This window comes from Sphingomonas sp. PAMC26645 (assembly GCF_004795835.1).
Lineage (GTDB): Bacteria > Pseudomonadota > Alphaproteobacteria > Sphingomonadales > Sphingomonadaceae > Sphingomonas.
Genome location: NZ_CP039249.1, coordinates 655,792 through 682,223, shown reverse-complemented (window position 1 = coordinate 682,223; position 26,432 = coordinate 655,792). Strand labels below are relative to the sequence as shown.

Here is a 26,432-nt window from a genome sequence, read left to right as displayed (position 1 = left end):
GCGTGGATATCAATCCGTTATATTCGGTGGCCGGCGTGCTCGTCGGCCTCATCGTCGGGCTGACGGGTGTCGGCGGCGGATCGCTGATGACACCGCTGCTGGTGCTTGTCTTCGGCTTCCACCCCGCTACCGCGGTCGGCACCGACCTGCTCTATGCCTCGGCGACCAAGACGGTCGGGACGACGGTGCATGGCTGGCGCGGCACGGTCGACTGGCGGGTCGTGCGCCGGCTCGCGACCGGCAGCGTCCCCGCGGCGATCGCGACGTTGCTCGTGCTCAACCATCTCGGCGAGAAATCGTCCGATACCGGGCACGCGATCACCGTCGTGCTTGGCGTCACGCTGATCCTGTCGGCGGTGGCGACCTTCTTTCGCGGCAAGATCGTCGCGTGGCTGACCCCGCGGATCGGCACGGTCGGCGGCGAGCGCCAGGCGATGCTCACGATCCTGCTCGGCGCTGTCCTCGGCGTGCTCGTCTCGCTGACCTCGGTCGGCGCCGGCGCGCTGGGCATGACCGCACTGTTGATCCTCTACCCGACGTTGCCGATCAACCGGCTGGTCGGCTCCGACATCGCCCACGCGGTACCGCTGACGTTGCTCGGCGGGATCGGCCACTGGATCCTCGGCTCGGTCGATGTCGACCTGCTCGTGTCGCTGCTGATCGGGTCGATACCGGGCATCATCGTCGGCAGCCTGATCGCGACGCGCGTCTCGGACCGCGTGCTGGTCCCCGTCCTCGCGACCGTGCTGGCGCTGGTCGGCGTGAAGCTGATCTTCTGAGATGAGGCCGGGCTTCGCCTTCTCGACTAAGTTCCGCGTGCGCTATGCCGAGATCGACGGCCAGCGCATCGTCTTCAACTCGCGCTATCTCGAATATGCCGACGTCGCGGTGACCGAGTTCTGGGAATGGACCGGGATCGCGGAGGCTCTGCCGGACGTCTGGCCGACCACCGAGTTCAACGTCCGCCGGACCGAGATCGATTACCTCAAGCCGTTCCGCCTAGGCGACACGATCGAGGCGTTCGTGCGGATCGAGAAGCTTGGGACGACCAGCCTGACGAAGCGGTTCGAGCTCGCGCATGCGGAGACGGGGGAATTGCACACCGTCATCACCATGGTCAGCGTGCACGTCGATCTTGAGACCGGCCGCCCAGTCCCGCTGCCGGACGTGATCCGCACGGTGCTGGCGGAGTTGCCCAACTCCTGAACCACATGGCACCTCCCCGGCGGAGGCCGGGGCCCAGTTGGAAAGGTCGCGGTACCGACCCGCACCGCACATCAACAACGCTCCCCAACTGGACCCCGGCCTACGCCGGGGAGGTGCCTTCCCGGCAAGTTATCGGCCCGTTACTCCGCCGCCTCGGCCTCCACCCCATCCCCGGCAACTTCCCCCGGAAGCGCCCAGATCAGGTCCCCCTTCCCCAGCACGCGCCCGTCATGCGATCGCACCGACACCGGCTGGAGCGGTCGCCGATCGCGTTCGTCGACCAGGATCGGGAACGCCGGCACGCACGTTTCCCACCGCTCGCCCCATTGCCGCAGCGCAATCATCGTCGGCAGCAGCGCAAACCCCTTGTCGGTCAGCCCGTAGGCGATCTTGCGCCGATCCTCCGGGATAGGCTGCCGCTCTAAAATCCCGTGTTCGACCAGCCGCGCTAGCCGGTTCGCCAGGATATTGCGCGCGATCCCCAGTTCCGACTGGAACTCCTCGAAATGGTGCAGGCCGTTGAACGACGCGCGCAGGATCAGGAACGACCAGCGCTCGCCCATCGCCTCCAGCGCGGCAGGCAGGCTGCATTCGAGCAGGGGTTCGCGCAATTTTCCCACGGCGTCTTCCTTATTTGACAGCAACGGTACCGCATAAAAGGCCGAAGCGAAATGCTCCTCCGATTTCAGTTGCAACTCGAAACTAATCGGAATAGGTCTCGATTAGAAACCTTTTAGGAGTCTACCGATGTCCGTCATCACCCGCGCCCTTCTGACCGCCGTTCCCGCCCTGACGACGGGGTTCGCCGCACTGGTCGCGACACCGGCATCGGCCCAGACCCCCATCAATTATTATGTAGCCGTCCCTGCCGCCGCGCCTACTTCCACCCGGCTGATCACCAACGGCACGCCATGGCGCTGGGAGAATGCGGCGTTCGTTACCAGCAAGGCACCACAGCGCGACGTGATCCTCTGCGCCGCGGTCGCCAAGCGCGTCGGGCCGCTCGCCAGTTTCACGGTCGCGGGCAAGGCCTATGACGCCGACGCGCTGGCCGCGTGCAACAACCACGCGAAATAACGAGGAAATTGTTGCAATGCATCGCAACCCGGCCCCATCTATAAGCCGTGTTGCGCCAATATGAACTGGTCGATCGCGTCCTCGACTACGATCCCGACGCCGACGAGGCGCTGCTGAACCGCGCCTATGTCTTCTCGATGCAGGCGCACGGGTCGCAAAAACGCGCTTCCGGCGATCCGTATTTCAGCCATCCGATCGAGGTGGCGGGTATCCTCACCGACCTCCACCTCGATGCGGAGACGATCGCCACCGCGATTCTCCACGACACGATCGAGGATACCGTCGCCACCCCCGAGGAGATCGAGCGGCTGTTCGGCGCCTCCGTCGCGCGTCTGGTCGACGGCGTGACGAAGCTCAGCAAGATCGAAGCGCAGACCGAGAACGAACGCGCCGCGGAAAACCTGCGCAAATTCCTCCTCGCGATGTCGGACGACATCCGCGTGCTGCTGGTCAAGCTCGCCGACCGCCTGCACAACATGCGGACTCTCCACCACATCGCCAAGCCCGAGAAGCGCCGTCGCATCGCCAAGGAGACGATGGACATCTACGCGCCGCTCGCCGAGCGGATCGGCATGTACGAGTTCATGCGCGAGATGCAGTCGCTCGCGTTCGAACAGCTTGAACCCGAAGCCTCCGAATCGATCAACCGCCGCCTCGAACAGCTCAAGAAAGGCGATGGCGACCGCATCGCCAAGATCGCGTCCGGGCTCAAGCTGGTGCTGTCGCGCGCCGGGGTCGAGGCGGAAATATCGGGGCGCGAGAAGCATCCCTATTCGATCTTCCGGAAGATGTCCGAACGCCACATCAGCTTCGAGCAGCTCTCCGACGTCATGGCGTTCCGCGCGATCGTGCCGACCGAGGAGGATTGCTACCGCGTACTCGGGATCATCCACCAGCGCTGGCCGATGGTGCCGGGCCGGTTCAAGGATTACATCTCGACGCCCAAGCGCAACGGCTATCGCTCGTTGCACACCTCGGTGATCCACGCCGACAGCGCGCGGATCGAGATCCAGATCCGTACCGCCGACATGCACGCACAGGCCGAATTCGGGCTGGCGGCACACTGGGCGTACAAGCAGCAGATCAACGGCAGCGACCGGCAGGTCAGCTGGATCCGCGATCTCGTCGAGATCCTCGATACCGCCGAGAGCCCGGAAGAGCTGCTCGAACACACGCGGATGGCGATGTACACCGATCGCATCTTCGCGTTCACGCCGAAAGGCGAGCTGATTCAGCTGCCCAAGGGCGCGACCTCGATCGACTTCGCGTATGCGGTGCACACCGATCTTGGCGACCAGGCGGTCGGTGCGAAGGTGAATGGCCGTGTCGTGCCGCTGTCGACGGTGATCGAGAATGGCGACCAAGTGCAGATCCTGCGCTCGAAGGGTCAGTCGCCTCAGCCGCAATGGCTCAACGTCGCGACCACCGGCAAGGCGCTTGCCGCGATCCGCCGGCACCTGCGTCAGAAGGAGCGCGTCGAGCAGATTGCACTGGGCCAGACCTTGTACGAGGATATCGTTACCCGCCTGCCTGCGCAGATCGGCACCGACGCGCTGAGCCACGCGCTCAAACGGCTGAAGCTTCCCGACGAATCGTCGCTCATGGTCGCGATCGCGCGGCGGACGCTGTCCGATGCGGCGGTCATGGAGGCGCTGATGCCCGGCTCGGCCGGCGCCGACGTCACGCATGCGCTGGCGCCGCAATCAAGCGCGATCTCGATCAAGGGGCTGACCCCGGGCGTGGCGTACGATCTCGCGACGTGCTGCCATCCCGTGCCGGGCGACCGGATCGTCGGCTTGCGTCGGCCCGATGCGGGGATCGAGGTCCACGCGATCGACTGCAAGGTCCTCGCCGAACTCGCCGAGCGATCCGAGAACGAGACCGACTGGGTCGATGTCGCCTGGGGCGACGAGACCGAGGGTGCCGTCGCGCGCATATCGGTGATGGTGAAGAACGAGCCGGGCTCGCTGGGCATCGTCTCGTCGATCATCGGCGGGCACAAGGCGAACATCATCAACCTGCGGCTCGATACGCGCGACAAGAGCTTCCACACCAACGAGATCGATGTCGAGGTGCACGACGTGCAGCAGTTGATGCGGCTGATGGCGGGCCTGCGTGCGGCGGATGCGGTGCACACCGTGGAGCGCGTGTAGGAATCGATGATTATTGCTGCCTACAACTCCCATTGACGCTAAACGGCGCGGATGAACCGTCCAGCGTTATCGATTGTCGTCCCCTGCTATAACGAGGCGGCGTGCCTCGACATCCTGCACGCGCGTATTTCCGGCGCGGCAAAGGTCGCGGTCGGCGACGATTACGAGATCGTCCTGATCAACGATGGCTCGCGCGACGACAGCTGGCCCGTGATGCAGCGCCTCGCCGCCGCCGATCCGCGGCTGGTCGCGATCAACCTCTCGCGCAACCATGGTCACCAGCTGGCACTTACCGCCGGCCTCGACCTGTGCGCGGGCGAGCAGATCCTGATCATCGACGCCGATCTCCAGGACCCGCCCGAATTGCTGTCCGACATGCGCGCGGCGATGGCGGCGAGCCAGGCGGACGTGGTGTATGCGGTCCGCCGCCAGCGCGCGGGCGAGACGGTGTTCAAGAAGGCGACCGCCGCCGCGTTCTATCGCCTGCTGACGCGGATGACCGAGACGCCGATCCCGCTTGATACCGGCGACTTCCGCCTGATGAGCCGGCGGGCGCTGGATGCGTTCCTGTCGCTGCCCGAGCAGGCACGGTTCATTCGCGGCATGGTCGCCTGGATCGGCTTCAAGCAGGTGCCCTTCCCGTATGATCGCGCCGAGCGGCTGGCGGGCGAAACGAACTACCCGCTGGCGAAGATGATCCGCCTCGCGTTCGACGCGGTCACCGGGTTTTCGACCGCGCCGCTGCGCTTTGCCAGTCACGCCGGGCTCGCGCTGACCGGCGTGTCGCTGCTGCTGTTCGTCTACATCGCGATCGGCTGGCTCTCGGGCAGCGCGGTGCAGGGCTGGACCTCGACGATGCTCGTCACGGTGTTCCTCGGCGCGGTGCAGATGTTCGTGCTGGGGATGATCGGCGAGTATCTCGGGCGGCTGTACGTCGAGTCGAAGCGGCGGCCGCTGTATATCGTCGCCGACGTCGCCGGCCCGATCCAGGGCAAGGCAACATTGGGGTTCCGTGCGGAGCCGGTGGACGTGGTGCGGTTGCCTGACGCATCCCTTCCCTTCCACCCCGAATAACGAACGCGCCTGCCGATCACAACACCACCCCGGCGAAGGCCGGGGCCCAGTTGGCAAGGTCGCAGTGACGAAGCGCGCCCGACGTCAGCAACGTTCCCCAACTGGGCCCCGGCCTTCGCCGGGGTGGAGGTTGTTTACAAGTTCAGGATGCTGCCCTGCGCCCCTACCCCGTTCGTGCCGAGTAGAGACCGAGTAGCTCCGTAAGGAGCGTATCGAGGGCTCGTATCGAGGTATGGGTACCGCGCGCCAACCCATCCTTCGATACGCCGTCTCGATACGTGGCTTCGCCACTACTCGACGGCTACTCGGGACGAACGGAAGCGGGACAGGCCGGTGCCTCGATCGTTACCGCGGCACCGCCAGCGTCACGATCGAAACCCCCGGCGTCATCGGCACCCGTCCGACCAGATGGCGTTCCAGCCGAAAAATCTTCTCGAACAGCGCATTCACCAGCTTCGGCGGCGGTGAATCGTCGCTGTCGTCACGCCCGGTCATCCGCCCGGCAATCCGCGCCGCCGCCGCCAGCGGGAACAGCAGCGAGTTGAAATACCCCAGCTTCTCCGGCTTCAACCCGGCAGTCTCGATCGCCGACTGCAACGTCTCCTTCGAATACCGCCGATGGTGATGGTTCACCACGTCGTGCGCGCTCCACAGCCACGCATGCGCCGGCACCGCGATCAAAATCTTACCGCCCGGCGCAAGGCAATCGGCCATCGCCTTCAACGCCGCGACGTCGTCCTCGATATGCTCGACCACATCGAGCACCGCGATGAGGTCATAATGCGCACGGGGAACGCCTGGCAGCTCGGGCAAAGGCGCCGCGCCAACCGGCTTCCCCAGCCGCTCGCTCGCGATCTCCCGCGCCGCCGGATCGATCTCGATCGCGTCGATCTCGCCGAACTCCGCCAGCATCGGCAGGTTGTGCCCGGTGCCGCAGCCGATCTCGAGGATCTTGGCATCCTTCGGCAAAGCGCCGTAGCGTGTCAGGTAATCCGCCAGGATGTCGCGGCGGGCGCGATACCACCAGTGGGTGGAATCATGCGCGGCCATCCGGTCGTAGACGATGCGGTCCATTAAGTGTCGACCCTGCGGTTGAAATTCATGTCAGTTGAAAACCCAGAAACGGTTGAGCACGAACGTCACGATCGCCGCAAGAAAGACGGCGGGAATCAGCGGGATCCACGGATGCAGGTGCAGCAGCGCCGTACCGATCCACGTGATGACCGCATTGAGCGCGAGCCCCGAACCCTGCACGATCACGAACTTGACGTGCCGCCCCGCGCCCGGTTCCTTGGCGTGCCCCTTGAAGCTCCAGCGGCTGTGCAGGAAGAACCCGACCACCACTGCGACGGCAAACGCGAACGGCACCGCGGCGACCGCCTGCCGGGGCGGGAACACGTAGGCCGTCAACGGCAGGTAGACGAGCGAATAGACCACGCTGGAAATCCCGCCGGCGATGCCGAAGCGCACGAGCTGGCCGAGCACGCCGCTCGACCGCATCTGCTCCACCTGTCGCCAAATCGCCTGCATGCCCGCCTTGTTCTTTACCCGCACCGCGATAGAGCGGCCGCGAAGACAAGCCCGCGCATCTAGAGCGCGTGCGGGCCGGAGGAAAGCGTTTTGGATCAGGCACCACTTCAGCGGCGGACGTTGCTGGACGAACTCGATCGGCATTGGATCGCGCTGACGCTGCTCGCCTGGGTGGCGGTGGCGGCGTGGTCGATGGTCGATCGCTGGGGCCAGATCCGCTGGCTGTCGCTCGGCGATACCGACGACAACATGCGCCTGATGCAGGTCCGCGCGCTGCTCGACGGGCAGGGTTGGTACGATCTACGCAACTACCGGATGAACCCGCCGGTCGGCTTCGACATCCACTGGAGCCGGATCGTCGACCTGCCGATCGCCGGCCTCATCCTGTTCTTCCGCCTGTTCACCAGCAACAGCTGGGCCGAACGGCTCGCCTGCGGGATCGCGCCCTTACTGCCGCTGTCGATCGCGATGCTGGGCATCGGCGCGACCGTGCGACGACTGATCAGCCCATATGCATGGCCGCTGGCGGTCGTGTTCATGGTCGGCGCTACGGCCACGATGCTGATGTTCATGCCCGAGCGGATCGATCACCACGGCTGGCAGTTGGCGATGCTGAGCCTGACAATCGCGGGGCTGTGCGATACCAACGGGCGTCGTGGCGGCGCGATGGTGGGGATCGCGAGCGCGGTGTCGCTGTCGATCGGGCTCGAACTGTTGCCCTACGCGGCGATGGCGGGCGCGATCATCGCGCTGCGCTGGGTGTGGGACCGGTCGGAAGCCGAACGCCTGTCGATCTATGCGCTGACATTGGGTGGCGGTAGCACGCTCGGCTTCGCGCTGTTCGCGTCGAACGCCAACCAAGCGATGCGCTGCGATGCGCTGACGCCGGTGTGGCTGAGCGTGATGATCGCGGCGGGGATGTTGCTGTTCCTGCTCGCGCGGTTCGGTCCTGCGTCGCGCGGAATGCGGTTGGCGCTCGCGGTCGCGGCCGGGGCGGCGATCGTCGCCGGTTTCGCCCTTGTCTTCCCGCAATGCCTCGGCCGGCCCGAAGGGATCTCACCCGAGCTGCAGCGAAACTGGCTGGACAATGTCCGCGAGGCCAAGCCGATCTACAAGCATAGCTTCCGGGTCGGGTTCGCGCTGGCGACGCTGCCGATCATAGGCCTGATCGGGGCGGCGATCGCAGCTTGGCGTGCGCGTCGCGATCCGAGCGCGGTCGGATGGGCGGCGGTCGCGCTGTTCACCGCGTTCGCCTGCGCGATGCTGCTGTGGCAGGTCCGCGCAGGGCCCGCCGCGCAGATGTTGGCGATCCCGGGGGCGACCGCGCTGGCCTGGCTGATCATCCCGCGGTTGCTCGGCAACCGATCGGTGCTGGTGCGCGTGCTGGGCACGGCTGCTGCGTTCCTGATCGTGTCGGGGATGTTTGCCGGGATGGTGCTCAAATACCTGCCGATCGACCGGCCGAAGCCGTATGAAAAGCGCGTCAACATGGCGACCGGCGACTGCCTGCGCACGACCGTGCTGCTCGCACTGAACAAATACCCCGCGCAGACGATCTTCACCTTCGTCGACATGGGGCCGCGGCTGATCACGATCACGCATCACGACGCGATCGCGGGCCCGTATCATCGCAACGGCGATGCGATCCTCGACGTCCAGCATGCGTTCGGGGGGACGCCTGATCAGGCGCATGCGATCATCAAGCGCCACGGCGCGACGATGCTCCTGCTGTGTCCGAACGCGGCAGAGTCGACCAACTACAAGGCGCGCAGTCCGAAAGGGTTCTATGCCGAGCTGGCGAAGAACGAGGTACCGACGTGGCTGACCCCGCTACCGCTGCCAGCGAAGTCGCCGTTGCGATTGTTCAAGGTGGACTAGGTTCTCCTGCGCACGCAGGAGCCCAGGGTTCCGAACGCTACCCCTCGTGACCCTGAGCTCCCGCTTTCGCGGGAGAGCGGCTCAGCGCAGCACCACCGACAGGCCATCGAGCACGAACTGCACCGCGAGCGCGGCCAGCAGCACGCCTAGCAACCGGGTGATCACGGCCTCGATCTTCGCGCCCAGAATCCGCATGATCGGCCCCGCCGCGAGCAGCGCGACCAGTGTCAGCAGCAGGATCGTCACCATCGCCGCTAGAACCACCGCCGAGCGCTCGATCCCGCTGTTCCGGCTCATCAACAGCATCACCGACGCGATCGAGCCTGGGCCCGCGATCATCGGCATCGCCATCGGGAAGATCGAGACGTCCTCCACCTCGGGATCGCTCGCCACCTTAGCGGCACGGTCCTCGCGGCGCTCGGTGCGCTTTTCGAACACCATTTCCAGCGCGATCAGGAACAGCATGATGCCGCCGGCGATGCGGAAGCTCGCCAGGCTGATGCCGAGCCCCTTCAACAATGCCTCGCCGAACAGCGCGAACACGAACAGGATCGCCGCCGCGACACCGACAGCGCGCATCGCCATCGCGCGCTTCTGCAACGTCGAAGCGCCGGCAGACAGCCCAGCATAGATCGGCGCGCAGCCTGGCGGATCGATGACGACGAAGAACGTGATCAGCGACGAAATGTAGAGTTCGATCACAGGCTTGCCTCATCGATCGCAACGCCTTCGCGTCGGCCAGCGGAGACCAAGGTGTTGCGCAGTAGGCAGGCGATGGTCATCGGCCCGACGCCCCCCGGCACCGGCGTGATCGCACCCGCAACCTCGACTGCGCTGGCGAAATCGACGTCGCCGACGAGGCCGGCATCGGTACGGTTGATACCGACGTCGATGACGGTTGCGCCGGGCTTGAGCCAGTCGCCCTTGATCATCTGCGGAATACCGACCGCAGCAATGACGATGTTCGCGCGACCAATATGCGCGGGCACGTCCTTCGTGCGGCTATGGACGACGGTGACGGTGCAGCTCTCGCGGAGCAGCAATTGCGCCATGGGCTTGCCGACGATGTTGGAACGCCCAACAACCACCGCCTCGAGCCCGCTCAAGCTCGGCAACACGCTCTTCAACAGCATGACGCAGCCGAGCGGCGTGCACGGCACGAACCCGGGCAAGCCCGTCGCGAGCCGCCCCGCGTTGATCGGGTGGAAGCCATCGACGTCCTTGTCCGGATCGATCGCGGAAATGACCGCCTGCTCGTCGATATGCTTTGGCAGAGGCAACTGGACCAGGATGCCGTCGATCGTCGGATCGGCATTGAGCGTCGCGACCAGCGCGAGCAGCTCTTCGGCGGGCACGTCGGCGGGGAGCCGGTGCTCGATGCTCTCCATCCCGGCCTCGCGCGTCGCCCTGCCCTTCGACCGGACATAGACGTTGGAGGCGGGATCCTCGCCGACCAGCACCACAGCCAGCCCGGGCGCGCGGCCCGCCTGCGCCCGAAAGGCGGTGACGCCGTCTGCGATACGGGCCCGGAGGCCGGCGGCGAAGGCCTTGCCGTCGATGATGGTCGCGCTCATGCCCGCGGCCCATAGAGCGCGGACGCGATTTCCGCCAGCGTAGCGACGTCGCCGGCGATGTGCAGGCGCTTCAGTCGCGAGGTTTCGCCGGCGACGATCGTCACCGCGCGCTTGGGCACCCCGAATGTCTTGGCAACGAGCGCCACCAACCCAGCATTCGCGGCACCATCTACCGGCGCCGCCGCCAATCGCGCCGCGAAATGCTCATCGGTCCCGGCGGTAAGCGCATCGCGGCCACCACGCGGTGTCACTCGAACAACGATCGCCAAGCCGTCAGCCAACGCCCGCCAAGCCGCCCTCTCGCTCAATAGGTTGCGACGAGATAGTTCTGCGCGATGTTCGGAATGACGATGTTGCTGAAGATATAGAGAATCAGCAGCACGACCAGCGGCGACAGGTCCAGCGCACCGAAATCGGGGAGCACGCGACGGATCGGACGATACATCGGCTCGGTCATCCGTTGCAGCGCGGTCCACACCGTGCGGACGAAATCGCTGTGCGTGTTGATGACGTTGAACGCGATCAGCCACGACAGGATCGCCTGCACGACGATGATCCACCAGATGACGGTGAGCAGCAACTGGACGATCTGAAGAAGGGCGATCAAGGCGTAGGTCTCCGCTGGTGTATTGCCGATATAAGGTGGCGGGGGGAGAACGAGAAGCCCTGTGGTGTCGGGAGGTGTGCGCCCGGTGATTCGCCTTCCCAACCCCCGTCATCCTGGGCTTGACCCAGGATCCAGAGCCACAGGCGTTACCCTAGTGGCTCTGGATCCTGACTTTCGTCAGGATGACGGGCGTGAGAGGCTACCCCCTTTACCGCGAGCGCCCGTTGGCGCTCACCAGCGTCCCCGCCCCCTGCTTGGTGAAGATCTCCAGCAGCATCGCGTGCGGCACGCGGCCGTCGATGATCACCGCGGCATCGACGCCCGATTCGACCGCCGCGACGCAGGTGTCGAGCTTTGGGATCATGCCGCCTGTCACCGTGCCATCGGCGCGGAGTTCGGCGATCCGCGCCGGATCGAGGTCGGTCAGCAGCTCACCCTGCTTGTCGAGCACGCCGACGATATCGGTCAGCAGGAAAAACCGCGCCGCGCCCATCGCGGCGGCAATCGCGCCCGCCATCGTGTCGGCGTTGATGTTGTATGTGTGGCCGTCCGCACCGATGCCGATCGGCGCGATCACCGGGATGATGTCGGCGGCGATCAGCGTGTCGAGGATCGTCCGGTCGACCGCGATCGGCTCGCCGACGAAGCCCAGGTCGACGTGCCGCTCGATCCCCTGGAGCTTGTCCGGCTCGCGGCCGTGGCCCACTTTCTGCGCGAGGACGAGGCCGGCGTCCTTGCCCGAGATGCCGACCGCGCGGCCGCCCGCCTGGCCGATCCAGCCGACGATTTCCTTGTTGATCGAGCCGGCGAGAACCATTTCGGCGATCTGCGCGGTCTCGGCATCGGTGACGCGCAGGCCGTCGACGAAGCGCGATTCGACGCCGAGACGCTTGAGCATCGCCCCGATCTGCGGGCCGCCGCCGTGGACGACCACCGGGTTGATCCCGACCGCCTTCAACAGCACCATATCCTCGGCGAAATCGCGCTGCAATTCGGGATCGCCCATCGCGTGGCCGCCATATTTCACGACGAACGTCTTGCCGGCATAGCGCTGCAGGTACGGCAGCGCCTCGGTGAGCGTTTCCGCCTTGGCGAGCAGGGCGGGATCGGGCGTGTGATCGGTCATGCCGATCCCTTAGCCAGTTGGGTGAGGGAGCGAAAGACGCGGACCGCGGTCCCCGCTTCCTTGTTCTCCCGCGAAGGCGGGAGCCCAGACTGGGTCCCCGCCTTCGCGGGGAAACAACGAGGTCAGACCCGGTCCAGCCGCCGTCCCAGCTTCACGAAGAAGGTGATCATGAACGGTACCAGCACGATCGACAGCACGACCTTCGTGAGCATCTGCCCCTCCATCAACGCGACGATCGGCCGTTCGCCGAGGAACGAGATGGTGATGAACAAAATGGTGTCGATGATCTGCGAGATGATGCTCGCGATCATGCCGCGCAGCCACACCAGCTTGCCGTCGCCGCTGCCGACCTGTCCCGACAGCTTCGAGAAGATCAGCACGTTGAGCGTCTGCGAAATCCCGTAGGAGATCAACCCCGCGATCATCATCCGCGAACTTTGGCCGACGACGACGGGAAACGCGTCGACTGCGGGCGGGTACATCCCCGGATCGTGCGGCAGCGCGAGCACGAGGTGGATCAGCGCCGCCGACACCAGCAGCGGGATGAACCCCAGGCGCACAAGGAACGTCGCAGTCTTCTGGCCGTGCAGCTCGGCGATCGCGCTGCTCAACACCACCAGCAACAAGAACCCGAAGATCCCCGCCTCGACCGCGAGCGGGCCGAGCGCTACCTGTTTCACCCCCAGCACGCCGGCGATGCACACCATGCCGCCGTACAGGACCGAGAAAACGAAGAGCGAACGCGGGAACGCGGGGGGCAACTTATCCATCGCGCGGGACGCTAGCGAAAACGCGCGCGCCGTCAAATGACTAGCGCGCTTCAAATAACTGGCGAGCGCGGCGCTCGCGTGTCATGTCGGTCGCCTGCGCGGCCGGGGGGCGGCGCGTGTCATCGCAAGAAAACGCAGGGCGTCCATGGAAAGACTCTTCATCGGTTTGGCGGGCATCGCCGTCATCCTGGGCATTGCCGTGCTGTTGTCGAGCGACCGCCGCGCGATCCGCCTGCGTATCGTCGGCGCCGCGTTCGCATTGCAGGCCGGGATCGCCGTCCTCGTGCTGTATTCCAGCTTCGGCAAGGTCGTGCTCGGCGAGATGTCCGGCGGGGTCGCCAATTTGCTCGGCTATTCGCAGAAGGGCACCGAATTCTTGTTCGGCAAGATGGCGACTCCCGAGATCGGCGGCCAGAGTTTCGCGATCGCCGCGCTGCCGGTGATCATCTTCTTCGCCAGCCTCGTCTCGATCCTCTATTATCTCGGCATCATGCAGTTCGTGGTGCGCTGGGTCGGCGGCGGGATCGAGAAGGTTATCGGCGTGTCGAAGGTCGAATCACTCTGCGCGGCGGCGAACATCTTCGTCGGCCAGAGCGAATCGCCGCTCGTCATCCGGCCGTATCTGGCGGGGCTCACCCCGGCGCAGCTTTTCACCGTAATGACCAGCGGCATGGCCGGTGTCGCGGGCACGATCCTCGCGGCGTATGCGTCGATGGGGATCCGTATCGATTATCTGCTGGCAGCGAGCTTCATGGCGGCGCCGGGCGGCATCCTGATGGCGAAGATCATCATGCCCGACCGCGTCACGCCGCCAGAAGGCGAACTCGCGCTCGGCGACCTGCCCGGCGAATCGTCGGCGGGCGAACCGATGCCGCAGGCGACGCACGACGAGGAAAGGCCCGCCAATCTGATCATGGCCGCAGCCCAGGGCGCGCAGACCGGTGTACGTCTGGCCGTCGCGGTCGGCGCGATGGTGCTGGCGTTCGTCGCGCTAGTGGCGCTCGCGAATGGCCTGCTCGGCGGGCTCGGCAACATGATCGGGCTGCCCGGCCTCAGCTTCCAGGGGCTGCTCGGCTATGTCTTCGCGCCGATCATGTTCCTGCTGAACGTGCCGTGGAGCGAGGCGGGGATCGCCGGCGGGCTGTTCGGGCAAAAGATCGTGCTGAACGAATTCGTCGCCTACATCTCGCTCGGTACGCAGCAGGGGCTTAGCCCGCGGACGATCGCGGTCATCACCTTCTCGCTCTGCGGCTTCGCGAACTTCTCATCGATCGCGATCCAGATGGCGGTGACCGGCAGCCTGGCGCCGAACCAGCGTCCGATGATCGCCAAGCTGGGCCTTCGCGCTCTCGCCGCGGGGAGCCTTGCAAACCTGATGTCGGCCGCGCTCGCGGGCCTGCTGATCGGCTGAATCCCGCCCATCCGTCATCCTGACGAAAGTCAGGACCCAGAGCCACTAGGGGCAGCGCTTGTTACCCTGGGTCCTGACTTTCGTCAGGATGACGTGGGTCGAGACTACAAAGCCCCCTAACGCAATCGGGCCCGCCACCTTTCGGCAACGGGCTCGACGCAAACTACCTCGCAGGGGGAAAGCGAGGCAGCTATCTCGCGGAATCGCCGATTACGGCAGCATCACCGTGTCGACGACGTGGATCACGCCGTTCGACTGCATGACGTTGGCGATCGTGATCCGGCCCTTGTGGCCCTTGCCGTCCATGATGCCCCAGCCGGTGCCGACCTTCTTGAACATCAGCGGCTCGCCCTGCACGGTCGTGTAGGTCGCGGTGCCGCCGTTCGCCTTCGCCTTGGCGGCGATGTCGGCGGCGGTGATCGTGCCGGGGACGACGTGATAGGTCAGGACGCTGGCGAGTTGCGCTTTGTTCTCGGGCTTGAGCAGCGTGTCGACGGTGCCGGCCGGCAGCTTCTTGAATGCGGCGTTGGTCGGCGCGAACACGGTGAACGGACCCGGGCCCGACAGCGTCTCGACCAGGCCGGCGGCCTTGACCGCGGCGACCAGCGTCGTGTGATCCTTCGAATTGACCGCGTTCTCGACGATCGTCTTTGTCGGATACATCGCGGCGCCGCCGACCATCGGGTTGGTCTGGGCTGCGACGATGGCGCTGCCGCTGACGGCAACGGCGGCCGCGACGATCGCGGTACGAATGAAGTGGTTCATGGCTTCTCTCCTGCGTGCGGAGCCTGTGTGCGGCGCCACTGCGGGGAGATACGCGCCCGCCGGGATAAGGACGCAGCCGGCGTTCAGATCGCCGCGAGAAGCCCCGCCCAGGCCGCGATCTCATCGTCATGCCGCCGCGTGACGACCAGGTCGCCCGCGGTCGCCGTGTCGAGATCGACCTCGACCGAGCCCGTCCATTCGAACGTCGCATTGCCCGACAGCGTCACCATCGCCGCCTCGTTCGCCTTGGCACGGACCAGCCCGCCCTTGTTGAAGACAGTGGCCGGCGTGTCGTATGCGATTCGCCCGGTCAGGCACGCGGCATAGGTCGACGCCGCCATCGCGCTGCCACAACTGTCGGTCAGCCCGACGCCGCGCTCGAACGTCCGCACGAACAGGTCGCGGCCACGGACCTCGACGAAACTGACGTTCGCGCGGTTGGGCAGCCAGTCGGGGGCGGCCTCGCAGGCTTCGCCGACGCGGACGAGTTCGGCTTCGTCGATGGCATCCACGAACGTCACGAGATGCGGGTTCGGCATCGCCACCGCCGTAAAGGCGCGGTCCGTCGGCAGATTCGCGATCGGCGTATCGACGATGCGATCGGTTCCGACCGCCATCGGCCACGCCTCGATATCCAGAGACGCGGGGCCAGCGATCTCGCGCACGGTGAACACGCCATCGGCAATATCGGCATCGCGCTCGACGGCCGCGTCGCTGGTTTTCAGCAGCGCCGACGCGGACTCGGATTCCGTGGCCGCGAACCCAGCACGCGCGACGCAGCGCAGGCCGTTAAGACACGTCTCCGACTCGCTACCATCCGAATTGAACATTCGCATCCCGAACGCATGGGTGTCATCGCCGCCCGTCAACAGCAGGAGCCCGTCGCCACCAACCGGCCCCTCGCGATCCGCCAGCGCTCGCGCGACGGCCGCCCAAGCCGCATCGCCAAGCGTCGACGCGCGTGCATCGATCAGCGGAAAATCATTACCGGAACCGTGGCATTTGATGAGGTCGAAGCGCATGCCTGCCACTTAGTCCCGCCCGCGCACCAATGCGAGCGCCTAACCGATCCCGTAATGCGCGGCTAACCGATCGAGTGCGAGCGTCAGTACGACCCGCCCCGCGCGTGCCGGCCACTGCAACGCCTTCTCCGCCACCGGCAGCCCCTCCCCAGCACAGACCACACGCCAAAGGATATCCGCCAGCCCAGGCCCCGCCGCCGCCAGCGCCGCGTCGAACCGACGCTTCGCCGCGATCTGCGCCGACGTCGGATCGAACCCGTCACCGCCACCGCCATCGACTCGCTCGACCCAGCGCATCGTCACGCTGGGCGCGATCGACGCACGTTCGTAATCCGCGCGTAGCCGCTCCCCCGCCGCGAACTGCGTCGCGTCGATCAACGCGCGCGACCGCAGCCACCCGAGCGGCGACTCGGCGAGGTTCACGGTGACCGTACGACCGCGACGCATGCCGGCCTGCTGTGGAACACCCTCCGAATCGATCGTCCGCTCTACCAGTTCGCGCATCCGCCATCTCCCGTTGCGCTTGGCGGTTGCCATATCCGCACGGTTGTAGGACAGGAGAATAACCTATCTGGTTTGGAACCGTTCGATGATCACCGCCATTCGCGACGTCCGGCGTGCCAAGAGACTGACGCTGGAGGAGGTCGCCAGGCGCTGCGATCCCCCCACAACCGCGCAGACCATCGGGCGGCTGGAGACCGGGACGCGCACCGTCTCGATCGGCTGGCTCAACCGGATCGCGGCGGCACTGGGCGTAGAGGCGAGCGATCTTGTGACACTGCCGGACCGTAAGGACCTGCCAGTCGCCGCAATACTCGACAGCCGCGGAGCCCACGCTCCCCGCCGAACCACGACCGTACCACCGCCCCAGGTCGCACCCGGCCAGATCGCAATAACAGTCGCGAACGGCATCGGCGACTACCGCACAGGCGACGTAATCTGGGCGGCGATCCTCGCTCCCCAAAACTTCGCAACCGCCCTCAACCGCGACGTCCTCGTCCCGCAAGCGGCAGGAAAGTTCGCGTTCGGACGGCTCACGCAATGCAACGGCGACGTCACCGTCCTGCCACCGGGCACCGGCACGCAGTCGCTGAGCATCGCCCACCCCGCCTGGATTGCAGTCGCGATACGGTTAGTCCGAGAACTATAGAAGATGGCGGATAACGGTGGACAATGACGGGCTCGAACCGCCGACATTCTCGGTGTAAACGAGACGCTCTACCAACTGAGCTAATCGCCCCTCTCGGGTGGACGTCCGATGCCAAAGCCGGGCGGCTGGGGCAAGCTAAAATCACGGAATGCGGAGGTCGGCGCCCCTGGTGGCCACGATATACCCACGCATCGCCTCGCTCGCGCGATCGGACAGCACCATGAAGGCGCGGCGTCGGTCGAGCAGGTCGGGACGGCGTTCGAACAGTCCGGTGTCGGTCATCCGCGCGATCCAACGCAGCGCAGTGGTCGGCGCGACTGCCGCCGCGATGCACAGGCTCGACACCGAGACACGGCCCCGCTCCAGCTCGGCGGCGTAGAGATCGAGCAGCATGTCCCAGCCGGGATCCTCGAACAATGTCGCGCCGAAGAACTGGTCGCGCAATCGGCGCGCGCGGATTGCTCGACGGACATCCGCCGCGCTGGGCTCGATCAAGGCGGGCGGTGCGCCGTAGCGATTGGTGCGGTCGCCGACGATCGGCGCGGCGGGTGCGTCGCCCTCGATCTCCGCCCGCGTCAGTCGGGCGAGCGCCTCGGCGATCCGCGCGACCTCGGTGTTCAGTCGCTCGAGCCGCGTGCCGTCGGTCTCGCGGTGAACATCGAAGACGCCCGCCGGGATACGCGCCGCCTCGGCAGCGACCACGATCGCAGCCACGCAATCGCCGACGGTGGGATCGACCAGCAACCGCGTGCCGCCGCCCAACGTCGCCGCGGCCACGACATCGATCTCTTCGACGCCCAGGGCGACCACCAGTCCCGCCTGCATTCTGAGGGCCTGATCGACGATACCTGGCAGGTGTTCGGCTATTATCGCTGGATCGACTCCGCCGGCCTCGACGACGATGACCTGCGGCGTCGCATGATCGCCGAAGCCTGCCGGCCAATCGAGTCGGGCAACGATCCGACCGTTCAGCGCGGCAAGGGCAACGGCCAGCCGGTCCGGTGCGCCGGGCCCGGCGATAAGGATCGCGTCGATCCCCGTGTCGTAATTCGCCGCGTCAGGCGGGCCGTCAGATAGGGTCATCAAGGTCTCCGCTATGATACGGAGACTAACCTGTGTCAGGTGAGGAGTTACACCCGAACTGGATCGAGTTCCGTTGCAGTTGGGAACCCCACGCGAACAACTCAGTCGAGCGCCTTGACGATATCCTCGACCATCTTCTTCGCGTCCGCCAGCAGCATCATCGTATTGTCGCGGTAGAACAGCTCGTTATCGACGCCTGCATAGCCGACGCCGCCCATCGATCGCTTGATGAACAGCACCGTCTTGGCCTTTTCCACGTCGAGCACGGGCATGCCATAGATCGGCGAGGACTTGTCGGTCTTGGCGGCAGGGTTGGTCACGTCGTTCGCACCGATCACGAACGCGACGTCGGTCTGCGCAAACTCGCTGTTGATATCCTCGAGCTCGAACACGTCGTCATATGGCACGTTCGCCTCCGCCAGCAGCACGTTCATGTGCCCCGGCATGCGTCCCGCGACAGGGTGGATCGCGTATTTCACGCGGACCCCCTCCGCCTTCAGCTTGTCGCCCATTTCGCGAAGGACGTGCTGCGCCTGCGCGACCGCCATGCCGTAGCCGGGAACGATGATGACCTGTTCGGCCTGGCTCATCAGGAACGCGGCATCCTCCGCCGAACCGCGCTTCCACGGTCGATCGCTTGCGACCGCGCCGCCACTGGTGTCCGTGACCGCGCCGAAGCCGCCCGCGATCACGCTGATGAAGCTGCGGTTCATCGCGCGGCACATGATGTAGCTGAGGATCGCGCCCGAACTACCGACCAGCGCGCCGGTGATGATCATCGCGCTGTTGTGCAGCGTGAAGCCCATCGCCGCGGCCGCCCAGCCCGAATAGGAATTGAGCATGCTGACCACCACCGGCATGTCCGCGCCGCCGATCGGGACGATCAGCAGGAAGCCAATGACGAAGCTCAGGATCGTGATCGTCCAGAATATCCACGCCGACTGATCGGTGACGAAATACGCGATCAAGCCGAGGATGCCGGCGAGCAGCGCGAGGTTGATGACGTGGCGCCCCGGCAGCATGATCGGCTTGCCGCCCATGTTGCCGTTGAGCTTCAGGAACGCAATTACAGAACCGGAGAAGGTGATCGCGCCGATCGCGACGCCGAGCCCAAGTTCGATCCGGCTGACGGGGTGGATCACCGCGAACGGCTGGCCGATCAGCGGAATGACGAGATCGGAGATCCCGAACGCCTGCGGGTTGAGATAGGCCGCGACGCCGACCAGTACCGCGGCGAGACCGACGAGGCTGTGGAATGCGGCGACGAGTTGCGGCATCGCGGTCATGGCAATCCGGCGGGCGGTGACGAGGCCGATCGCCGCGCCGACGCCGATCGCCGCAAGAATTTCGACGACCGTGGTCCAGTCGATAGCGCGCACGGCTATCGTAGATCCGGTGTCGGAAACGAGAAGGTGCTGAACGAATGGCACATGCGTCACCAGCGTCGTCACGACCGCGATGGTCATGCCGATGATGCCGAACCGATTGCCGCGCTGGCTTGAGGCCGGGCTCGACAGCCCACGCAGCGCGAGGATGAAGCACACCCCCGCCACCAGATAAGCGAGCGATGCCCAGGGGCTGACCGTCAGTTCATGCATCGCGCGTCCCCTTCACGTCCGTATCGCTCACTTGCTCGTGGCAGGCGCGACCGGCCGTTCCTTTTTCTTGTACATCGCCAGCATCCGAGCGGTGACCGCGAAGCCGCCGAAGATGTTGATGCTCGCCAGCACCACCGCCAGCAACCCGAGCGCCTTTGCCACGCCCGATCCGGCGCCGATGCCAGCGGCAGCCGCAGCAATCAGTGCGCCGACGATGATTACGCTCGATATCGCATTGGTCACCGCCATCAACGGCGTGTGGAGCGCAGGAGTCACCGCCCAGACGACGAAATACCCGACGAAACACGCCAGCACGAAGATCGACAGGATCGCGATAAAGTCCATTTCATTCCTCCCCGGCACGGGGAGGGGGACCGGCCGCAGGCTGGTGGAGGGGGCGGGCCGCGAACGATACGATCATCGTCACCACAGCCTCCATATCCCTCAGCACTTCGCCCGCTGCCACTCGCAACACCCGGTAGCCATTCTGTTCGAAAACTCGGTCGCGATCAGCATCGCGTCGGGGACGGTCGCCGCGTCCGTGGAACTCGCCATCCACTTCGATCGCGAGCCTGGCGGCGGCGCAGTAGAAGTCGCAGACATAGGGACCGATGGGATGCTGGTGGCGGAACTTGACGCCGGTTTTCTTCCCCCGGAGGTGCTCCCATAGCAGCACTTCCGGGAGGCTCATTTCGCGACGCAGCCGGCGCGCCAGGGATACTTCGGGGCGTAGCATTCGCGGGACGCCCCCTCCACCGGCTACGCCGGTCCCCCTCCCCGTGCCGGGGAGGATTATCATGCCAGCAGCCTTGGGTTCACGATCTTGCCGCCCTGCGTCAGCCGGATCGCATCGCCGATCTCGGCATCGAGCACGGGTCGCCCGGCGTCTTTGTCCCAGAAGGCGTTGAGAAAGTTGAACAGGTTGCGCGAGAACAGCGCGCTCGCGTCCGCCGCCAACCGCGACGGCACGTTGCGGTGACCGACGATCTTCACGCCGTTCACCACGACGACTTCACCCGCGACCGAGCCCTCGACGTTGCCGCCCTGCTCGACCGCAAGATCGACGATCACCGATCCCGGTTTCATGCTCGCAACCTGCGCCGCCGAGATCAGCCGCGGTGCGGCACGCCCCGGGATCAGCGCCGTCGTGATGACGATATCCTGCTTGGCGATATGGCCCGAGACGAGCTCGGCCTGCGCCGCCTGGTATTCGGGCGACATCTCGCCAGCGTACCCGCCCGTCCCCTCGCCTTCGATTCCCGCGACGTTCTCAACAAAGATCGGCTTCGCGCCCAGAGACTGGATCTGCTCGCGAGTCGCGGCGCGCACGTCGGTCGCCGACACCTGCGCGCCAAGCCGCCGCGCGGTCGCGATCGCCTGGAGCCCCGCCACGCCGACGCCCATCACGAACGCCTTGGCCGCCGAGATCGTCCCCGCCGCGGTCATCATCATCGGAAACGCGCGGCCATATTCGGCCGCCGCGTCGAGCACCGCCTTGTACCCCGACAGGTTCGACTGCGACGACAGGATGTCCATCGACTGCGCGCGCGTGATGCGCGGCATGAACTCCATCGCGAGCGCTTCGTAGCCCGCCGCAGCATAAGCCTCGACTCGCGCACGCTCCGCAAAGGGATTGAGGCTGGCGACGATCCACGCCCCCGGCGTCACGCCTTCCAGCGAAGCAGGATCAGGCCCCTGCACGCCGAGCACGATATCTGCCCCCGCCAACGTCGCCGCGCGGTCGCCTACCGAAGCGCCCGCATCCGAATACGCGGCACTGGCGATCGAGGCGGTCTCACCCGCGCCCGCTTCCACGGCCAGCGTAGCCCCCAGCGCAATGAACTTCTTCACCGTTTCCGGCGTCGCGGAAACCCGCCGCTCGCCGTCCGCTTGCTCTTTCAGGACGGCGATCTTCATGGCGCTACGAGATCAGCCAGATGACGAGTGCGACGACCAGCGCACACCCGACCGCGCCCCATTTCATCATCCCCGTCACGCTCGAATAGGTCGCGACGTGCGCCTTCATGTCCCCGTTGCCGGCCATGGTTCGTGCCCCAATCCTGTCAGTGCCATCCTCTATGGCCGAGACCTTATCGCGCGTATCCTGGAACGCCAAGCAGGACATTTAAGTCGCTCTTTACTTGCGCTAGCTATTGCACGTGCCGGAACGGGACAGGATTCGCCATGACGCGCAATGGCCAGCGCCTATTTTTGCTGATCGACGACGAGCCCACGCAGCGGCGGCTGGTGGCCGCACTCGCGGCGCGAGGCGGCTGGCGCGCGGTCTTCGCGGCGGACGACGAGACCGCGATCGCCACGCTCGGCACGCAGGACGGCATGCAGCTCGACGCGATCGTGATCGATCACTGGGCGCCCGACGAGGATGCGACCACCCTGATCGCGACCCTGCGCGAGCGGCGTCCGGCGTTGCCGATCCTGGTCATCACGGCGAACGGATCGGTCGCGCACGCGGTCAGCGCGATGCGTGCCGGCGCCACCGATTTCCTGGTCAAGCCGCTCGCACCCGATCGCCTGCTCGCCGCGCTGGACTCGGCGGTGGTCGGCAAATCGTCGGGCGAGCTCCGCCCGCTGACCGAGAAGATCCCCGCGCTGCTCGCGTTCGACGAGATCGTCGGCTCCTCCCCCGATTTCCGCGCCGCCCTCGCGATCGCCGCAAAGGCCGCCCGCGCCCGCGTCGCGATCCTGCTGGAGGGCGAGATCGGCGTCGGCAAGGACGTCATCGCCGAGGCAATCCATGCCGCCTCCCCGCGCGCGAAGAAGCCGATGATCAGCGTCAATTGCGGCGCGATCCCCGCCAATCTCATCGAATCGGAAGTGTTCGGTCACGAGAAGGGCGCATTCACCGGCGCGTTCGAGCGCAAGATCGGCCGGTTCCACGATGCGGACGGCGGCACGTTGTTCCTCGACGAGGTCGGCGAGATGCCGCTCGAAGCGCAGGCGAAGCTCCTGCACGTCCTGCAAACCGGCGAGGTCCTCGCGATCGGTGCCCGCCATCCGCGCGAAGTCGACGTCCGCGTGATCGCCGCGACCAATACCAAACTGCTGGACGAGGTCGAAGCGGGGCGTTTCCGCGAAGACCTGTATTACCGCCTCAACGCCGTCCAGGTGACGATCCCCCCTTTACGCGAACGCACCGGCGACATTCCCGCGCTCGCCCGCCATCTGCTCGCGCGGATCGCCGAGCAGCCGGGGTTGCGACCGCTCGGCATCACCGATTCCGCGCTCGCGCTGCTGGTCCAGTACGACTGGCCCGGCAACGTCCGCCAGTTGCAGAACGCGCTCTTCCGCGCCGCCGTGCTGTGCGAGGACACCGCGCTGACCGAAGAGGATTTCCCGGAGATCGCCGCGCTCGGCACGCGCGAGCGTCCATCCGCGCCGGCAGCGGTCGGCGGCGGCGGCGTCACGCTGTTCCGCCCCGACGGCAACCTCCGCGCGCTCGAGGAGATCGAAGCCGACGTCATCCGCCTCGCGATCGGCCACTACCGCGGCCGCATGACCGAAGTCGCCCGCCGCCTCGGCATCGGCCGCTCGACGCTCTACCGCAAGCTCGGCGAACTCGGGATCGACAACGCGGCGTGATGTAGCGGCTGGGTTGGAGAGGTTAGCGAACTGGTGGTTCCCAGCGTGTTTGCAGCCGTCAAGGGTTGCGCGAAAGCTAGGCGATAGCGTTTGCGCACAATTTGAGCTGGCGTGAGAAACGTGACCGAACGAGCATAGGTTCTATATTCTAGAGGGTGACCATGCTGGCCTTGATGGTAGTTTCTGTGATCGTAGCGGAGGTGCCAAACGCGGCGAGGACGCAGCAGATTTGCGAAGTTGGGCGTGCCGCACTTCGCGATTTGCCCCCAGCCGACTTGGGCGGAAGTTCCGACATCTACTATGAAGGGCCCAACACAAACCACCATGATCTGTTGGGGATGTGCCCTGAGCTAAAGGATATATTGCCTACGGGTTATCTGCTGGCAGACAGCGATGCGCGAAAGCGTGCGGCAGTCCATGTCCCCTTGGTGGGAACAACCACGCGTCCGGCTAGCATCTACACGATCCAAATTCCGGAGATCGGCGCTGACCGACAATCAGCTATCGTTCACTTCGCTTACCGTTGCACGGGACTTTGCGGCGGTGAGTTCGACGTTCGCTATGTTCGAACGTCGAGAGGATGGCAGCGAGACGGCCCCGTACGGACACTCTCCGTATCGTGAGCAAATGCGAACGGCAGGTTGTTAGCCAAGCATGAGAAAGCCTGATGTCGGCAAATGGGCGAAAACGGTCGGTTTGACTCTGGAGCAGCTAAAAAACCTTCCAACCACGGCACTTAGAGCCGTAAGTGCGGATCACTCGCTTTGTAGCGGACCGAAGCCCCCTTCGCGTCGAGCACGTGCTTGAATACACGAGCTCTTGAATCGTAGGCGACGGACAATTGGCCGGGTGCCGTCCAGACGACCTTCAGCCAAATCGCGCCTTCTGGACCCTCCGGCGCCGCCCCGTGGTTGCTGTCTGCGACAAAAACCTCCGATGCGGCCGATTGTGGTTCGCTCGCGCGACCGATACGCAAGATGGTCGCATAGCCAGTCGTGGCACCACAATTCCGCGTCGCCGTAACAGCATAACGATCGCTCCCGATATAACGCGCGACGTGTGTCACATCGGAGGAACAGAGCGGCTCCGCCCCACACCCGGCCAAGCTCAAAGCCGCGAAGCACCACGGGCGCGCCATCTTCATCGCCGCAACCTGATCAAACGACAACTTTGACGCAAGCGAAGTCGAACCACGCTGATCGGTCACTACGAAGCGGCGTCCGAATGACCGCGTTACTTACCCCCGCACCCGATCGATCAACGCCATCGCCGCATGGGGTGCGCGAACCTTCGCGCCGTTGATGAAGAACACGAACGTCTCTCGCGGCGTTTTCGTTGGCGCGGCGTCCTCGACATACGGCAAACCCTCGGGTCGTCCGCCGGCCACCCAGGTCTTCGCCTTCTCCGCCCATTCGTCCAGCGCGGTCGGCGCGTAGCCTGCGACGAAGCGCTCCTCGGCATCCTCCAGTCGCGCATAGACGAAGTCGCCGGTCACGTCGGCGATCGCAGGGTATTCCGTTGACTGCGCGAAGACGATCGCGACGCCGGCGTCGCGGCACATCGCAACGAATTCCGGTACCGCGAAACTCTCGTGGCGGACTTGTATCGCATGGCGCAGCGCGAGCCCGTCCTGCTTGGCGGGCAACAGCTTGAGGAATGCGGCGAAATCGTCGGCGTCGAATTTCTTGGTCGCCATAAACTGCCACAAGATCGGCCCGAGCCGGTCGCCGAGTTCGACGATTCCCTGCCCGGTGAACTTGGCGATCGACTCCCCCGCCTCGGCCAGCACCTTCCGGTTGGTGCAATAGCGCGACGCCTTGAGCGAAAAGACGAACCCGTCCGGCACAGCCTTCGCCCAGGATGCGAACGTCGCGGGCTTCTGGCTGCCGTAATAGGTGCCGTTGATCTCGATCGCGGTAACGTGCTCGGCGGCATAATCGAGCTCGCGCTTCTGCGCCCACTTCTCCGGATAGAAGGTCCCGCGCCACGGCTCGTAGGTCCAGCCGCCAATACCGATTCTGATGGTCATGGGCGCGAGTGTAGCGCGCGGGAGAAGCGCTTGGCGATGCTCTATTCCGTGATGACGCCGCGCAGCCCCGGCAGGTCGAGAATACGGACCTGCGCATAGGCCACCGCGACCAGGCCATCGCGCTCGAACCGCTTCAGGTGGCGGTTGAGCGTCTGGCGCGCGATGCCGACAACGCCGGCAAGTTCCTCCTGCCGGATCGTGATCCGACCGTCCCCCGCCTGCGACGCGCGCATCAGCGCCTGCGCCAGTCGCACCCGGATCGACTGCCCCACGCTCTGCGCGATGAACCGCAAGGCGGTGCGCTGGTGCGCGCACACGAGCAGGCCGAGATCGCGGTAAAGCTCCGGGTCCGCCGTCGCCGCCCGCGCGAACGCCGCCACCGGCACGTGAAGCAGACGCGCGGCACCGAACGCCGTCGCGTCATGCGGCCTGGGATGGCCGTCCAGCGTCGACAATTCGCCGAACCACGTCCCCGGCCGCACGATCAGCGCGAGCAGTTCGGCACCATTGGCGGACAAACCCTTCAACCGGACCTGCCCCTCCAGAACCGCCCACAACCCGTTCGGTGGATCGCCGGAGCCGTAGATTCGCGCGCCGTTTTCCAGCACCTCGACTCGCGCATCCTGCAACAGGCGCTCGCGACGGCCCGCCGGTATCGCGCCGAACCAGCTATCGGCCGCCAGTATCGCGTGATCCGGATCGTGCATCGCGCAAGGCTAGGCGAAATTTCGAGATTGTCACCATCGAGACAAAGTTTGTCGAAGGCCGGTCGTACAAGG

At 65.6% G+C, this 26,432-nt stretch carries 29 protein-coding genes and 1 tRNA gene; 9 read left to right on the top strand and 21 right to left on the bottom strand.

Features of this window, described 5'->3' with window-relative positions; translation table 11 throughout:
* Positions 1-2: 2 nt before the first annotated feature.
* Both E5673_RS03330 and E5673_RS03325 read left to right on the top strand, forming a co-directional pair.
* Positions 3-779: a sulfite exporter TauE/SafE family protein gene (locus tag E5673_RS03330; RefSeq protein ID WP_136188928.1), complete on the top strand. Its 777-nt coding sequence runs from the start codon at positions 3-5 to the stop codon at positions 777-779.
* 1 nt (position 780) lies between these two features.
* Positions 781-1,206 carry a thioesterase family protein gene (locus E5673_RS03325; RefSeq protein WP_136188927.1) on the top strand — a complete coding sequence of 142 codons (426 nt, stop codon included), beginning with the start codon at positions 781-783 and terminating at the stop codon, positions 1,204-1,206.
* 140 nt (positions 1,207-1,346) lie between these two features.
* Here E5673_RS03325 and E5673_RS03320 read toward each other — a convergent pair whose 3' ends face one another.
* Positions 1,347-1,769: a helix-turn-helix domain-containing protein gene (locus tag E5673_RS03320; protein WP_093399023.1), complete on the bottom strand. Its 423-nt coding sequence runs from the start codon at positions 1,767-1,769 to the stop codon at positions 1,347-1,349.
* A 184-nt stretch (positions 1,770-1,953) separates the two neighbouring features.
* Here E5673_RS03320 and E5673_RS03315 point away from each other — a divergent pair, with 184 nt between their 5' ends.
* Genes E5673_RS03315 through E5673_RS03305 form a run of 3 tightly spaced genes read left to right on the top strand, consistent with a single transcriptional unit; the run spans position 1,954 to position 5,510 of the window.
* Positions 1,954-2,283 carry a hypothetical protein gene (locus E5673_RS03315; RefSeq protein ID WP_136188926.1) on the top strand — a complete coding sequence of 110 codons (330 nt, stop codon included), beginning with the start codon at positions 1,954-1,956 and terminating at the stop codon, positions 2,281-2,283.
* 47 nt (positions 2,284-2,330) lie between these two features.
* On the top strand, positions 2,331-4,436 hold the full coding sequence (locus E5673_RS03310) for a bifunctional (p)ppGpp synthetase/guanosine-3',5'-bis(diphosphate) 3'-pyrophosphohydrolase (RefSeq protein ID WP_136188925.1): 2,106 nt from the start codon (positions 2,331-2,333) through the stop codon (positions 4,434-4,436).
* Between the two features lie 51 nt (positions 4,437-4,487).
* Positions 4,488-5,510 carry a glycosyltransferase family 2 protein gene (locus E5673_RS03305; RefSeq protein ID WP_136188924.1) on the top strand — a complete coding sequence of 341 codons (1,023 nt, stop codon included), beginning with the start codon at positions 4,488-4,490 and terminating at the stop codon, positions 5,508-5,510.
* A gap of 345 nt (positions 5,511-5,855) precedes the next feature.
* On the opposite strand, the gene E5673_RS03300 is transcribed toward E5673_RS03305, so the two are convergent.
* On the bottom strand, positions 5,856-6,584 hold the full coding sequence (locus E5673_RS03300; RefSeq protein WP_136188923.1) for a class I SAM-dependent methyltransferase: 729 nt from the start codon (positions 6,582-6,584) through the stop codon (positions 5,856-5,858).
* 30 nt (positions 6,585-6,614) lie between these two features.
* A complete protein-coding gene (locus tag E5673_RS03295; RefSeq protein ID WP_348769884.1) occupies positions 6,615-7,184 on the bottom strand; it encodes a GtrA family protein in 570 nt (189 codons plus the stop codon).
* On the opposite strand from E5673_RS03295, the gene E5673_RS03290 reads away from it, so the two are divergent.
* Positions 7,131-8,918, top strand: a complete 1,788-nt coding sequence (locus E5673_RS03290; RefSeq protein ID WP_210731798.1) for an AcrB/AcrD/AcrF family protein — start codon at positions 7,131-7,133, stop codon at positions 8,916-8,918. The two genes, E5673_RS03295 and E5673_RS03290, sit on opposite strands and share 54 nt — an antisense overlap.
* Before the next feature lie 81 nt (positions 8,919-8,999).
* On the opposite strand, the gene E5673_RS03285 is transcribed toward E5673_RS03290, so the two are convergent.
* The 6 genes from E5673_RS03285 to E5673_RS03260 form a co-directional block, all read right to left on the bottom strand.
* Positions 9,000-9,620, bottom strand: a complete 621-nt coding sequence (locus E5673_RS03285) for a MarC family protein (RefSeq protein ID WP_107964179.1) — start codon at positions 9,618-9,620, stop codon at positions 9,000-9,002.
* On the bottom strand, positions 9,617-10,492 hold the full coding sequence (gene folD, locus E5673_RS03280; protein WP_136188922.1) for a bifunctional methylenetetrahydrofolate dehydrogenase/methenyltetrahydrofolate cyclohydrolase FolD: 876 nt from the start codon (positions 10,490-10,492) through the stop codon (positions 9,617-9,619). The genes E5673_RS03285 and folD overlap by 4 nt, the downstream gene beginning before the upstream one ends.
* On the bottom strand, positions 10,489-10,761 hold the full coding sequence (locus E5673_RS03275) for a DUF167 domain-containing protein (protein WP_210731797.1): 273 nt from the start codon (positions 10,759-10,761) through the stop codon (positions 10,489-10,491). Before E5673_RS03275 ends, folD begins: the two co-directional genes overlap by 4 nt.
* 35 nt (positions 10,762-10,796) lie before the next feature.
* On the bottom strand, positions 10,797-11,099 hold the full coding sequence (locus E5673_RS03270; RefSeq protein ID WP_136188920.1) for a YggT family protein: 303 nt from the start codon (positions 11,097-11,099) through the stop codon (positions 10,797-10,799).
* 208 nt (positions 11,100-11,307) lie between these two features.
* Complete coding sequence (gene argB, locus E5673_RS03265; RefSeq protein ID WP_060526005.1) at positions 11,308-12,225, bottom strand: acetylglutamate kinase; 918 nt, start codon at positions 12,223-12,225, stop codon at positions 11,308-11,310.
* 122 nt (positions 12,226-12,347) lie between these two features.
* Positions 12,348-12,995 (bottom strand): queuosine precursor transporter, encoded by a 648-nt coding sequence (locus E5673_RS03260; protein WP_136188919.1) that lies wholly within the window; start codon positions 12,993-12,995, stop codon positions 12,348-12,350.
* 145 nt (positions 12,996-13,140) lie between these two features.
* Here E5673_RS03260 and E5673_RS03255 point away from each other — a divergent pair, with 145 nt between their 5' ends.
* The gene (locus E5673_RS03255; protein ID WP_136188918.1) at positions 13,141-14,406 is read left to right on the top strand and encodes a nucleoside transporter C-terminal domain-containing protein; all 1,266 of its coding nucleotides are present in this window, start codon (positions 13,141-13,143) and stop codon (positions 14,404-14,406) included.
* Positions 14,407-14,616: 210 nt separating this feature from the next.
* On the opposite strand, the gene E5673_RS03250 is transcribed toward E5673_RS03255, so the two are convergent.
* The 3 genes from E5673_RS03250 to E5673_RS03240 all read right to left on the bottom strand — a co-directional run bounded on the left by E5673_RS03250 (position 14,617) and on the right by E5673_RS03240 (position 16,697).
* Positions 14,617-15,171, bottom strand: coding sequence for a fasciclin domain-containing protein (locus tag E5673_RS03250; RefSeq protein ID WP_133029880.1), 555 nt, complete (start codon positions 15,169-15,171; stop codon positions 14,617-14,619).
* Positions 15,172-15,254: 83 nt separating this feature from the next.
* The gene (gene dapF / locus E5673_RS03245; protein WP_136188917.1) at positions 15,255-16,193 is read right to left on the bottom strand and encodes a diaminopimelate epimerase; all 939 of its coding nucleotides are present in this window, start codon (positions 16,191-16,193) and stop codon (positions 15,255-15,257) included.
* Between the two features lie 39 nt (positions 16,194-16,232).
* Positions 16,233-16,697, bottom strand: a complete 465-nt coding sequence (locus tag E5673_RS03240; RefSeq protein WP_136188916.1) for a DUF6456 domain-containing protein — start codon at positions 16,695-16,697, stop codon at positions 16,233-16,235.
* Between the two features lie 85 nt (positions 16,698-16,782).
* Between E5673_RS03240 and E5673_RS03235 the strand changes: the two genes are divergently transcribed.
* Positions 16,783-17,343, top strand: a complete 561-nt coding sequence (locus E5673_RS03235; RefSeq protein ID WP_136188915.1) for a helix-turn-helix transcriptional regulator — start codon at positions 16,783-16,785, stop codon at positions 17,341-17,343.
* A gap of 17 nt (positions 17,344-17,360) precedes the next feature.
* Here E5673_RS03235 and E5673_RS03230 read toward each other — a convergent pair.
* The 7 genes from E5673_RS03230 to E5673_RS03200 form a co-directional block, all read right to left on the bottom strand.
* Positions 17,361-17,433 (bottom strand) — tRNA-Val (locus E5673_RS03230).
* Between the two features lie 51 nt (positions 17,434-17,484).
* Entirely contained in the window at positions 17,485-18,426 is a 942-nt protein-coding gene (locus E5673_RS03225; RefSeq protein WP_136188914.1) for a hypothetical protein, read from the bottom strand.
* A gap of 101 nt (positions 18,427-18,527) precedes the next feature.
* Positions 18,528-20,024 (bottom strand): NAD(P)(+) transhydrogenase (Re/Si-specific) subunit beta, encoded by a 1,497-nt coding sequence (locus E5673_RS03220; RefSeq protein WP_136188913.1) that lies wholly within the window; start codon positions 20,022-20,024, stop codon positions 18,528-18,530.
* Between the two features lie 27 nt (positions 20,025-20,051).
* On the bottom strand, positions 20,052-20,369 hold the full coding sequence (locus E5673_RS03215; RefSeq protein WP_056487475.1) for an NAD(P) transhydrogenase subunit alpha: 318 nt from the start codon (positions 20,367-20,369) through the stop codon (positions 20,052-20,054).
* Position 20,370: 1 nt separating this feature from the next.
* Positions 20,371-20,760, bottom strand: a complete 390-nt coding sequence (locus E5673_RS03210; RefSeq protein WP_136188912.1) for an endonuclease domain-containing protein — start codon at positions 20,758-20,760, stop codon at positions 20,371-20,373.
* A gap of 59 nt (positions 20,761-20,819) precedes the next feature.
* Entirely contained in the window at positions 20,820-21,941 is a 1,122-nt protein-coding gene (locus tag E5673_RS03205) for an NAD(P) transhydrogenase subunit alpha (RefSeq protein ID WP_136188911.1), read from the bottom strand.
* A gap of 4 nt (positions 21,942-21,945) precedes the next feature.
* The gene (locus tag E5673_RS03200; protein WP_082441508.1) at positions 21,946-22,068 is read right to left on the bottom strand and encodes an aa3-type cytochrome c oxidase subunit IV; all 123 of its coding nucleotides are present in this window, start codon (positions 22,066-22,068) and stop codon (positions 21,946-21,948) included.
* A 140-nt stretch (positions 22,069-22,208) separates the two neighbouring features.
* Between E5673_RS03200 and E5673_RS03195 the strand changes: the two genes are divergently transcribed.
* On the top strand, positions 22,209-23,624 hold the full coding sequence (locus E5673_RS03195) for a sigma-54 dependent transcriptional regulator (RefSeq protein WP_136188910.1): 1,416 nt from the start codon (positions 22,209-22,211) through the stop codon (positions 23,622-23,624).
* 1,237 nt (positions 23,625-24,861) lie between these two features.
* Here the strand turns inward: E5673_RS03195 and E5673_RS03190 are convergent.
* Both E5673_RS03190 and E5673_RS03185 read right to left on the bottom strand, forming a co-directional pair.
* Positions 24,862-25,653, bottom strand: coding sequence for a DUF72 domain-containing protein (locus E5673_RS03190; RefSeq protein ID WP_136188909.1), 792 nt, complete (start codon positions 25,651-25,653; stop codon positions 24,862-24,864).
* Positions 25,654-25,694: 41 nt separating this feature from the next.
* Positions 25,695-26,360, bottom strand: a complete 666-nt coding sequence (locus E5673_RS03185) for a Crp/Fnr family transcriptional regulator (protein WP_136188908.1) — start codon at positions 26,358-26,360, stop codon at positions 25,695-25,697.
* Between the last annotated feature and the right edge of the window lie 72 nt (positions 26,361-26,432).